At 68.4% G+C, this 11356-nt stretch carries 8 protein-coding genes and 3 pseudogenes; 3 read left to right on the forward strand and 8 right to left on the reverse strand.

The window, feature by feature from the left end; genetic code table 11:
- Positions 1–176: 176 nt before the first annotated feature.
- Positions 177–584 (forward strand): class I SAM-dependent methyltransferase, encoded by a 408-nt coding sequence (locus ACFYX0_RS44910; RefSeq protein WP_388980869.1) that lies wholly within the window; start codon positions 177–179, stop codon positions 582–584.
- Positions 585–607: 23 nt separating this feature from the next.
- Here the strand turns inward: ACFYX0_RS44910 and ACFYX0_RS44915 are convergent, their stop codons facing one another.
- From ACFYX0_RS44915 to ACFYX0_RS44930, 4 genes are read right to left on the reverse strand one after another with little or no spacing between them, the layout of a single operon-like run.
- A complete protein-coding gene (locus ACFYX0_RS44915) occupies positions 608–1513 on the reverse strand; it encodes a hypothetical protein (protein ID WP_388980871.1) in 906 nt (301 codons plus the stop codon).
- Positions 1510–2565, reverse strand: a complete 1056-nt coding sequence (locus tag ACFYX0_RS44920) for a TniB family NTP-binding protein (RefSeq protein WP_388980873.1) — start codon at positions 2563–2565, stop codon at positions 1510–1512. The genes ACFYX0_RS44915 and ACFYX0_RS44920 overlap by 4 nt, the downstream gene beginning before the upstream one ends.
- Positions 2556–4640 (reverse strand): Mu transposase C-terminal domain-containing protein, encoded by a 2085-nt coding sequence (locus tag ACFYX0_RS44925; RefSeq protein WP_388980876.1) that lies wholly within the window; start codon positions 4638–4640, stop codon positions 2556–2558. The genes ACFYX0_RS44920 and ACFYX0_RS44925 overlap by 10 nt, the downstream gene beginning before the upstream one ends.
- Complete coding sequence (locus tag ACFYX0_RS44930) at positions 4606–5388, reverse strand: TnsA-like heteromeric transposase endonuclease subunit (protein WP_388980879.1); 783 nt, start codon at positions 5386–5388, stop codon at positions 4606–4608. Before ACFYX0_RS44930 ends, ACFYX0_RS44925 begins: the two co-directional genes overlap by 35 nt.
- Before the next feature lie 874 nt (positions 5389–6262).
- Here ACFYX0_RS44930 and ACFYX0_RS44935 point away from each other — a divergent pair.
- Both ACFYX0_RS44935 and ACFYX0_RS44940 read left to right on the forward strand, forming a co-directional pair.
- A complete protein-coding gene (locus ACFYX0_RS44935; protein ID WP_388980882.1) occupies positions 6263–7540 on the forward strand; it encodes a vanadium-dependent haloperoxidase in 1278 nt (425 codons plus the stop codon).
- A 175-nt stretch (positions 7541–7715) separates the two neighbouring features.
- Positions 7716–7943, forward strand: a pseudogene (locus tag ACFYX0_RS44940) (transposase); the annotation flags it as partial.
- A gap of 278 nt (positions 7944–8221) precedes the next feature.
- On the opposite strand, the pseudogene ACFYX0_RS44945 reads toward ACFYX0_RS44940, so the two are convergent.
- From ACFYX0_RS44945 to ACFYX0_RS44960, 4 genes and pseudogenes are all read right to left on the reverse strand, one after another.
- Positions 8222–8974: pseudogene (locus tag ACFYX0_RS44945) on the reverse strand (transposase); the annotation flags it as partial.
- 81 nt (positions 8975–9055) lie between these two features.
- Complete coding sequence (locus ACFYX0_RS44950) at positions 9056–10054, reverse strand: group II intron maturase-specific domain-containing protein (RefSeq protein WP_388980884.1); 999 nt, start codon at positions 10052–10054, stop codon at positions 9056–9058.
- Between the two features lie 574 nt (positions 10055–10628).
- A pseudogene (locus ACFYX0_RS44955) lies at positions 10629–11117 on the reverse strand (recombinase family protein); the annotation flags it as partial.
- Positions 11118–11132: 15 nt separating this feature from the next.
- Positions 11133–11276: a hypothetical protein gene (locus ACFYX0_RS44960; RefSeq protein WP_388980887.1), complete on the reverse strand. Its 144-nt coding sequence runs from the start codon at positions 11274–11276 to the stop codon at positions 11133–11135.
- Positions 11277–11356 lie beyond the last annotated feature (80 nt).

An 11356-nucleotide genomic window follows, 5' to 3' on the forward strand; every position in this document is an offset into this window, starting at 1 on the left:
TCGTCTACGGGCATCGAGTGGCAGAACTCGACACTGGCCTCACCGCTTTCGTGGCTCTCCGAGGAGATGGCGTCCAGCATCTCACTTCGGGCACCTTGGCCTCCGGATGGCAAGTCATCCAAGGCGCCAACCCCTCGCCCTAACCCAGCGATCCACAGGAATTGACAATTGCTCGGGTGCCAAATGCCCGGTTCCTCAAGGCGGACATGACCGCGCTGGAGCTACCCGCGGAGTCCTTCGACGCGATCACCGCTTTCTACTGCTTCAACCACATCCCCCTCGACGAGCACCAGGCGATGGTCGCGAAGGCTGCGTCCTGGCTGCGTCCCGGCGGTCTCCTGTTGGCCTCGTTCGGCACCGGCGGCTCGCGCAACGAAGTCGAGCAGTGGCTCGGAGTCCCGATGTTCTTCGCCAGCCACGGTATGGATATCAATCGGCGCCATCTTGCCGATGCCCATTTCACCCTGCTGATCGATGAACACATCAGCCAAGGCGAGGGAGAGTCGTGGCAGTGGGTGCTGGCACGAGCGGATGCCTCATTGTCCCGTCTCGCTCAAGGTGAGGCAGAGCGCGGAGTTGACTGACACGCGGAGGGGTGGGGGCTGTCTCAGTTGGCGATGAGTGTGGGGATGCCTTCGGGGTTGCCGAGCCGATACTCGATCTCTGCGGCGGACGACTTGACGGTCTTCGTGAGCCAGACGCGGCTGGTCCCGCGGATCGGACCTTCGGTGGGGAAGCGCTGGTGGAACTTGGCGATGCTCTTGGCGGAGATGTAGAAGTCGTCGTCCATCGCCAGTTTTCTCCACTGGGGAGAGGTGAACATGTGGATCAGGGCGACGCGTTCGGGGAATCCGGCTGCTGTGAGCCAGGGTGCTTTCATGTCCGGCTCGACTTCGGTCCCTTTGCTCCGGACGAGGTCGTGAAGGATCTCGGCTCGGTGGACGAGCCGGTAATGGCGGTGGGCGAGGCCGGCCCAGAGCCCGCCGGTGACCTCTTCGCAGATGTCGATGAGGGCCGGGCCGTGACGTCGGCGAAGGCGCCAGTACTGCTGCTGGGCTCGAACGACGTCAGGGGTGCGGGCCAGATCGAGCTGCTGTTCGGGGGCGTGGACGTGCAGGCCGACCCAGAGTTTGTGGCGGATGCAGACGTTGACGTGGACGGGTGCCCAGATCTGGGCGGGAAGCGTCGCGCCGGTGCGCGCGATGACGCAGCGGCGGCAGGCCCAGCGAAGAACGTGATCATCCGGGATGGTGGGCGGGTCCGCAGAGCGGTCGTCGGTCTGAAGGTCGGGGAGCGTGCGGGCCAGGTGCTGTCGAGACTGACCGCTGAGGATGCAGAGGGCATCGATGCTGGTCAGGCGGGACTCCAGCCAGCGTGACGGGGCCCCCAGCCGGGCCAGGGAGACATGGTTGGCCAGGGCCAGCCGGGACCAGTAGGACGATTCGCACTCGCCGGGGAACGGCGGCAGTGGGATGGGCAGAGGACGGATCAGGGCCGGCCGGAACACGTTCACCCGGTGCGGGGCAGGGACGAAGGGCGGCCGTGTCCGGAGGATTCGCTGCTGTGGTCGATGCGGATGTTCCTGATCGTGGCCCGTGTGATGCGTTCGCTCTGGTCGAGGATCGCGGAGATGGCCGCGGCCCGGATCAGGTGGGAGAGGCTTCCGATCATGCCGCCCGTGCGCTGGTGCAGGTGTTTCGCCATCTTCACCAGGGTGTTGGGCTCGTGTCGGTGCAGGCGGAGGGTGTTCTCCATGGATGCGATCAGGGACCGCCACTCGGCGTTGAGCGGGAAGGGGCCGGTGCGGATGAGGATGCAGCGGCCGGCGAGCTGCTTGCCGCGGATGCCGGTGAACAGCCCGGACTGCTCGACGTTGATGCCGGCATAGACGAAGGTCGCGGGCAGGTGTTCGGTGAAGTACTTCAGATGGTCGGAGAGGTCTTCACCGGCGATGGTGGCGTGGTTGAGCAGGTGGATTTCGTCGACCAGGACCAGGTCCGTGCGGGCCTCGATCAGCACCTGGCAGACCGTGCTGGTGACGTCGATGGTGTTGTGCCTCGGACCGATCACGGGCAGGCCGAGGAACCGGGCGAACTCCATGGCGAGTTTGCGCGGGGAGCCTTTGGGCGGGGCGGTGATGTAGACGACCGGGATGCGGTCGCTGCCCGGGAACCGCTGCCGGACGCGGAGTTCGTGCAGACGGCCGAGCTGCTTGAGCGCGGTCGTCTTCCCGGTGGTCCACTCCCCGGAGACGACCATCCCGCGGCGGGCGCCGTGCTCGCGCTGGTTGAGCAGGGTCAGCAGCCGTCCCTGGTGAGCGATCTCCTTGACCGCGGACGTGCGCACGACCTGGAGTTCGGAGTGGTAGGCAATGCGGGCCTCGTCGTAGGCATCCCGCATCGGCGGGCTCAAGTCCTGCCACTGCTGCTCGGGCAGCAGGTCGAAGACGGCCGGGTCTTCTTCGACGAACCGGCGCCAGCCCTCCAGCCGCGTGGACGGGTCCGTGCGGTCCTCGCCAAGCTCCGGCACGTCCTCGCCGTCCGACTCCGGCGTGTTCACCACCACCGTTCGGCCTCCTTGCGTGCGTCGAAGATCTCCAGCGGGATCACGTCGGCGAGTTCGTCCTCATCCGACTCCACCGGTTCGGCCGCGGGCTCTTCGGCTGGCTCGTCCGGCCGGGGCCAGGAGGGTTCGGCGGTGGCCCGGGTCCGGGCGGCGACCTTGCGGTCACGGCGGTCTCGGCGCGATGCGTGGGACGGTTTCGCGGGTTTGACCTCCGGGCCGTCGGCGGCTCGGTCCAGCAGGGCGACGGCGGCCTGGGCGATCTCGTCCTCGGTCGCCGGGTCGGTGCCGCGCTGGGCCAGGATGCGGCGGGCGTGATCCCAGGCCAGTTCGCCCATCGGCATCGGGGCAGTGCGAAGGTGCCGCCAGATGGCGGTGATCCAGCCTCCTTCGCGGTGGTCGCGTACCCAGATGCGGGAGATGTCGTAGGGGTCGTAGTGGACCTCCCAGCTCCGCCCGTCCGGGCCGGCGCCGGACGGCTGCCGGCGGAGCGGGTTCAACTCCGTGCTGTCGTAGGTGCGGTGGTTGATGCGGATGCCGTAGGAGTTGATCGTCCGCCAGTGCCGGGGCAACAGCTCGATGTACTCCTCCGGGCCGAGCGCGACCGGGACGTGCCCGGCCGCCGCGACCAGGGCCGCGTACTTCTCGTTCGGACTCAAGGCCTTGCCGGGCATCAGCGGGTCCCGCAGCCCGTCGTGCGGCCGGTTCTGCCAGTGGCCGATCCACTCCTGCAGCAGCTCCTGGAGCTGGTGGATCGTCCAGACCGCCTCCGCCGCAGGATCGGTGCCGCGGTGTTCGGTGCTGCGTCCCTTGTGGCCGGGAAGGTGCTGGACGAACATCGTGGCCACCGAGCCCAGCGTCTTCTCGATGTGCGGCTTATCCGTCGGGGTATCGGGGTGGACTGGCTGGAAGGAGACGCCCAGCGATTGGCAGGCCGAGCGGAACGTGTCAGAGATATAGGCCTTGCCCCGGTCGCAGACGATCGTCTCCGGCGTGATCACGGGGACGGCTGCCGCCTGGGCCAGGCGTTCGTCCAGCGCAATGAGCGAGGTGTGCGGCAGCACCGAGCGGGACATCCGCAGGGCGTCCGCCCAGCCCGGACGCATCGGCTCCGGCGTCATCGCCCGGGCCAGCAGCAGGGCTGCGTCCACCGCCTTCGTCGACGGCCGCAGCACCGCCGCGGCCAGCGTGCGGGTCGCGATGTCGACGATGCCGGTCAGCTCGACGGTGTCCACCGTGCCGTCGTCGTGAACGACCAGCACGTCCAGCGGGGTCGAGTCGATCTCCATCACCTCGCCCGGCCGGGCCGCGGTGAGCTGGCCGAACATGCCGTCCGGCTGCTTGGCCAGCGAGCGGCGGGTGCGGGCCGAGCCCAGCGTGTGCCGCCCGGAGCTGACCGCATTCAGCAGCCGGTAGAACGTCGCGCGCGACGGCAGTGGCACCACTCCGGGGCCGTGTTCGGCCTCCAGGAGGCGTTCCATTCGGCGCCGCAGCACCTGCGCGGAGACCGTGGACCGGTCTGTCTGCTCGTCCACGATCTTCCGAAGGGCCTCGACCACCCGCCGGTCGGTGCGGCCCGTGCCGTCCGAGACGGTCCGCAGCCGCGGGTCGACCAGCCCGAGCACTCCCTCCCGCTCGAACCGAGCCCGCATGTCCTGTAGGACGGTCAGCGACACCGCCGTCCCCGCCGCCGCCAGCTCGGCTGCCTTCGCCAGTTCCCGCTGACGCAGGGACCAGACCGCCGGGTCGTACTCGGGTTTCACCGGGCCGTGCAGATCGTCCAGAGGCCGCCCGGTGAGCATCTCCACCAGGTGCCGCTGCCACCACTCGGCCCGCTTAACCGCCCTGGCTGGGAGTCCTGCCAGGGCTCCAGCCGGTGGGACGACCGTCCGCACCGAGGCCGGTGTGACCACCTCGAAGCCGGTGGAGGACAGCAGATGGGCCAGCATCACCACGCTCGCTGACTGGCCCTCGTCGACCAGCCGGACCGCAGTCCCCTCCAACGCGGCGACCGTATGCAGCCGTCCGTCGAAGCGGACCAGGTCACCCGCTCGCAGCAGCCGCGGACGCGACGGCATCCCCGCCTCCCTCCCGCACTTCACCGTCCCGGACCTGCGTGTCCGCCGACAGCAGCCCGCTCTCCAAGTCCGTGGTCAGAATCCGGCGCCAGAGCAGGTGGAACAGCACCGGCAGCACCGCGATCTGATCACCCACCCTCCGAGCCCCGTCCAGTAGACCGGCGCCGTCAGCGAATACCTCCACCAGGCGATCGGCGACGTCAGGGTGGTGTACCCGCGGATGTCGGTAGCCGGCCAGCCACCGCACGTTCGCCATCAGCACCGCATCCGGCGTCCCCACCCGGGCGAAGTCCCAGCCCACCGACCGGCAAGCCGCCGCGGTCACCGCGAACTTCACCGCGTCCTGCGGCTCGATCCGCTCATCAGGGCGCACGTCCACCACCAGGGCCGTGCCGTCGGTCCGGCGGACGAAGAAGTCCGGCGTGTGCCGCACCCGCTTCCCTCCAGGCTCCGCCCAGGACAGCCGGAACGGCTGTGAGGACATGCCTGTCACCAGCGGGTCGAAGTCGAGCAGCATCAGGCGATCGCGCTCCAGCCACGACTCGTAGCCCACATGCCCGCCACACGTCGCCGACCAGTACCAGCCGCACCAGTTGCCCTGCCCCCGGAAAGCCGGGAACCGGCGCTCGGGCCGTACCGACTCGAACCGGACCGACCACAGACACCCCAGCGGCCCGCGCTCACGGACCCCGCCCGCGCTGACGTACTCCAACTCGACGTCCTCCGCCGACACCTCACACGCATCCATCCGGGCCTCCGGAACGACGCCGACCAGCCACGACGACCGTAGGCACAGCCGCGGCGGCGTACCCGGAGAAGACCGAGACACCCCACTAAATGCCCGGGGATGACTGAGACGTCAGCTCAGATGCCCGGAGATCTCCGAGACTGCCCGGACATCACAGAGGCAGGACAACAGCGCTCCAGATGTGGGCCTGGCACAGGCGGACGAAGTCGTCCGGCTGGGACAGCCGCTTGCAGCAGCAAGCGGCACGGCGGAAACCGCCGGCACATGAGCGCTCCATGGTGTCGGACTGCGCATCCAGGCAGACGCAGGAAACGACCTCAGCGGACCTCTTCTCTCAGTTGGCCCCGGGTACTCTGGTCCCGTCCACTCCAACTGGTTCGCCTGGGGAGTCGCTGATCCATTGGTGAGGTCCCCGATTACGGCAGCTTCGCATGCGCTACCGCCGTATGCGACCCGGGCCTATGACCACGATGCCAGAGTTGCGGCGTGGATCGGGTCCCTGCAGGCTGTACTTGGCAAGCGACCTTGATGACGCTGAGAGGTGATCGGGTTGCAGGACATGCGCACCCGGTCGGCCCTCCGAAACGTTGGTGTGGGTGACGCGTGCCGCCTCATGAGCCGGTATCCCGGCTATCCCGGCGAGTCCGGTCGTGCATTCTTCAACGACCGGCCCAGCACAGGCATCAGTCGGGCGGGAACCGGCTTCGTGATCCCCCGTCCCACTCCGGAGCGGATGTCCGGTGTGCTTTTTTTGCGGCACGCATCGCGGACTCCCCGCTCGATCCGTGGTGTCCGCTGATCGTGTGGTCCGTCGCGGCCCAAACTGGCGACGTGTACGGCCACGGTCGCCACCAGCGACAAGGAGCCAGAGAACATGGGTGGAAAGCAGAAGGCACTCGCCGCACTGACCGGAACCGCGCTGGCAGCCGGACTCACCAGCCCCGCCTTCGGGGCCGGCGCCGCTCCCTCGTCGGTTACGACCACCGCGGCCACGGGGTCGGGGACGTCGGTTGTGGAATGGAACCGCGAGCTCATCACCATTCTCGGCGATCCGAAGGCGCAGCCGGCCACTGTCCAGCCCACGCGCAGCTTCGCGCTCCTCCAGGCTGCCGAGTACGACGCGGTGGTGTCGATCACCCGGTCCGGCCCCGCCTACCTGTTCTCGGTGTCGGCGCCGCGCGGCGCTCGTGCGGATGCCGCAGCGGACCAGGCAGCCCACGATGTCCTGGTCGCCCTGTACCCGGCCAAGCGCGCAGGCGTGGACCAGCGGCTCAGCAGCCAGTTGTCCGCGATACCCAACGGCCCCGGCAAGCAGGCGGGCATGCGTGTGGGAGCCGAGGTCGCCCGCCGACTGCTCAGCCTGCGGTCCCACGACGGGTCCTCAGCGAAGCCGCCGCGGTTCCGTCCCGGCGACAAGGCCGGTGACTACCGGCCCGCCCCTCCCGACTTCCCGACACCGGTGTTCACCAACTGGGGCTCGGTCAAGCCGTTCGTACTGGCCAACGGACGCCAGTTCCGCCCGGCAGCGCCGCCAGCCGTGAGCAGCGACGCGTACGCCACCGCCTTGAACGAGGTCAAGAACCTGGGGAGCAAGACCAGTACCACCCGCACCCCCGATCAGACCGCGGCCGCGAAGTTCTGGGCGGCGGCGCCCGTCTGGAACCTCTGGAACCAGATCGCGCAGAACCTTGTCACCTCCGAGAACGCGAGCTTGGAGAAGGCGGTGAAGGTCTTCGCCCGGCTCGACCTGTCCCTCGCCGACACCGCGATCGCGATGTACGACGCCAAGTACACCTACCGCGTATGGCGGCCCGTGACGGCCATCCGGCTCGGCGGTACGCACTACAACCCGCGCATCGTCGGCGATCCCAACTGGACTTCCCTGCTGACGACCGCCCCGGATCCGTCCTACCCCGGCGCTCACGGCGCCCTCAGTCAGGCGGCGGCAACGACGCTCGCCGGGTTCTACGGTGCGCGCCATCATCTCGCGGTGACGTCGAAAGGCATCACCCGAACCTTCGCCGGCTTCCAGGACGCCGCCACCGAAGCGTGGCTCAGCCGGATCTGGTCCGGCCAGCACACCTCCATCGACAACCGCGCGGGCCAGCAACTCGGCACGCAAGTGGCCAACTTCGTAGCCGGTCACCTCTGACCGTCCGCACCCCGGCGCCCAGTTGCGCATCACCCGACGCCGACGGCATGCGGATCACTTGCTTCGCCACCAACACCGTCGGCACCCCGATCGCGACCCTACTTGTCGTGGGACCTTCCAGTCCTTCCGCCGTGTCCCCAAGAAACCGCAGGCCATTGACGAGCAGACGGATTACTTCGCGACCAACACCCCTGACCGGCCGATCGCCGCTCTCAAGCTGCGTCACCGGCTGCGGGCCCGGGCCGAGGACCGGATCCGGGCCGCCGGCCAGCGCAACCTGCCACTGCACACAACAGCCCAGAACAAGATCTGGCTCGAGATCGTCCAGATCGCCCTCGACCTCCTGGCCTGGATGCCCATGCTCGCCCTCACCGGCAAGGCCCGACTCTGGGAACCCCGCCGCTTCGGGAACGAAGCCCGCACCACCCGCGCAGTCTCTCCGGCACTCCACGATCAGCCCGCGGCTCCAACGACATCTGTCGTCCGACGGGCTCGCCGAGGGCGAGGCGTCGGCGAGGGCGGGGGCCGCGGCGACCAGCCCCACCCTCGATCAGAGAACAGGCCGATCATGGCAGCCCGGCACACTCATCATCACCGCTTTACGGATTTCCCAACGGAGTGGGCCTGTAAAACTAACGGCGGATCTGATGATCAAGAGAGAGACGCCAGGGCCCTGACCTTGCCGACCGAGAACGACAGCCACCGACCGCGCTGGGCGAGCCAGGCGACGAACTCGTGGGTGCCGCCGCCGGAGTCGGTGCGGATCAGCGTCTGATGGCCGCGCCGCACCCGCTTCGGCAGTTGAGCCAGAGCCAGCTTGGTGGCCTCGATGTGGTCGGCGGCGATATTAAAATCTGCGTTGCCGGGCCGCAGCAAGCCCACGACCGGCTCGCCGGACCCGCCGCGGCCGTGGTCGACGAACCCCATCAGCGGGTGGTGGCCGAACGTCTTCTTCCAGGTCGCGGCGGCGTCCTGCTTCTCGGAGTGCGCCAGGACGAGGACGCCGTCGATGTCGATGATCACCTGCCCGCCCGCGTCCGGTGCCACGTCACCGGCCAACCGCCAGACGTGTTTGCGTACTTCGGCACGGACGGTGCGCAGCGCGGCCAGGACCCGATGCCCGCCCGACGCCAGCTTGCTGATCAGCCGGGAGACCGTGGGATCGGAGGCCACCGGCCCGAACACGGCGGGCTCGGCCCGCAGGGGGCCCACATCGGCCAGGCAGTCCCCGCCCAGTGCCACCTCGAGCGCCAAATCCAGCAGGACCTTACCCGGATCGTGCACCGCCCGGGCCTTCCGCCACGGCGCCAACGCCTGCGATATCGCCGCATCCAGACCGGACTTGCGGACCGTCTCGACCAGCAGCACCGCACCGGCCTGCGAGACGACCCCGCCGCCACCGCCCTCGACACGGACATGCGGATAGGACCCGATACGCTTGTCGGGTAGCCCCGGTGCATTACTGCACCAGGGCCCCCTCAGAACCGGACGTGCCCGATTTCCGGGCATCTCGGCTCAAGCAAGCCCTGAAGGCTCTCGGGTGTGCTGATTTCTCGCGCTGTCCGCTCTATTGCGTCGGATGCACGAGGCGTGGGCAAGGCGGAGTTGCACCCCACCCGGCGTTCCTACTCCCTGATAGGCGATGTGACGTGCCTTCATCGCTGTTCGGGTGGTGCGGAGCCACTGCTCCCACCCGGTCGGGGACTGCGGAGACCGGTCGGCGTGCAGCAGCAGTTGGCCGCAGATCTGGCAGCGGCCCTTCTGTTCCTGCAGGAGTCTCAGGGTCGCCCGGTCCAGAGGGAGCGGGGCGGTCCTGCGTCGCCGCTGGGCCCAGTAGTCGGTCAGGGCCGGGTCGTCCGGGGACGCCGTGCCCTTGACCAGTTGGTGCCGGATGATTTTCGTCCAGGCGAACTTGACGAGGTAGGCGCCGGCTTCCCGGTCGCCGAACACCCATCGGTCCTGCCTGGCCGTGTTGAAGCGGCCGAAGTACCGGTCAACGATCCAGTGCCTCGACTTCTTCGGGTGCCTGGGCAGCGCCCACCGGTAGGTGAGCTGCCACAAGTAGCTGTCCAGGGAGGCAAATATGTCCTTGGACACCACTGTCTGGTAGTAGGCCGACCAGCCGCGGACGATCGGATTGATCGTCCGCAGCATCGCGAGGGGAGGAGCGCCGCGGAGGGCACGGACCTCCCTTCGTAGCCGTTCCCGGATCCGCTTGACGGGCGTCGTGCTCGGTTTGATCAGCAGCTTGCCGCTTCGATAGCGGCGCACGTTGAACCCGAGGAAGTCGAAGCCGGTCTCCGCGTGGACGATGCGTGTCTTGTCCTCGTTGAAGACCAGCCCCCTCGGCGCAAGCCATGCGGCAAGCCGCGCCTTGACCTGGTCAGCCGCTTCGCGGCTGTGGCACATGGCCACCAGATCGTCGGCGTATCTGACCACGACCGGGCTGTCGGGCATGCTCTGACCGGCACGGGGGCCGGTCGGGTAGTAACGCACGCCCGCGGCCGCCTCCATCCCATGGAGAGCGACGTTCAGGAGCACGGGGCTGATCACGCCCCCAACGCAATGGATAACTCAGGCGCGTGTCACCCTCTGTATCGGTGGAGTCGTGTTGTCGATCACCATCGGTGGCCCGTTCGCGGACGGGGATGCGGTGCCGGATCGTGATCTTTTCGGGGCCGATGAGGACGTCTTTGACCAGAAGTCGCAGGACGCGCTGGCGCTCGGGGACCTCGGCTGTGGCGGCGCTGGTGCGGAGCTGGGCGAGGAAGCCTTCCAGGTCGTCGGCGAGTTTGAGGTAGGCGTCGCGGTCGGCGAGTTGGGCTTCAAGAGCATCGAGTTGGCCGCGGAGGTTGGACTCGCGAGCCCGCAGGTCGGGCATCCGGGACCGCAGTTCGTCGATGGTGATCAGCTGCTCCTGAAAGGCCTCGATCATGCGGGTGATGGCGGTGGTGGCCTTGGCCAGAGCCAGCTCAAGGCGGGCGCGTTGACGTAGGGCGGGGTCGGAGGTGCGAGCCCGCTCCAGGCGCTTGTCGATCTCGGCGCGGATCAGGTGCGGGTCGGCGAGGAGAGTGGTGATGTGCTCCCAGACGACCGCATCGAGGTAGTCGGCGCGGACGGGCTTGTTGGGGCAGATGCGGCCGCCCTCATAGCGGTAGTCGTCGGAGCCCAGGCACCGGTAGTAGTAGATCTTCCGGTTCTTGGTGCGGGTCGAGGTGCGGTAGTAGCCGTATCCGCAGCCGGCGCAGGCGGCCAGGCCCTGGAGCAGGGAGGGAACCTTGCTGTTGCGGGAGGCATACTTTTTGTTGTCGGCCAGGCGCTGAGCTGCGCGTTCGAACGTGGCACGGCTGATGATCGCGGGGACCGGGATCTCGATCCACTCCTCGCGGGGACGGTCGACGGCCTTGACGGCGCGCGGGGTGGAGCGGCCCTCGAGACGGGCGACGCGGTTCAGACCGGGTGACTCGTGGACGATCATCGTCTTGCCGAAGACGGCCGACCCCATGTAGGCGGGATTGCGGAGCATGCCCCACACGACGCTGCGGTCCCACCGGGCCTTGTTGGTGCGGGTCGGGGTGCCGGTGCCGGTGAGCTAGCGGGTCAACTCGGCGATCGAGGCGCCCTCGTCGGCGTAGCGGCGAAACAGCTCGGCCACCAGCGCCGCTTCGTGCTCGACGATCTCGTAAGCCGCGCCGTGGTCAGGGGCTTTGCGTAGGTAGCGGACTCTGGTGCGCAATTCGTGACGTCGGGTCGGCTGGGTGCGGCATGATCACGGGTGCGGTCGCTTCCCTGTCGTGCGGCTGCGGGGGTGATGTG

The organism is Streptomyces sp. NPDC002573 (genome assembly GCF_042889625.1).
Lineage (GTDB): Bacteria > Actinomycetota > Actinomycetes > Streptomycetales > Streptomycetaceae > Streptomyces > Streptomyces gibsoniae.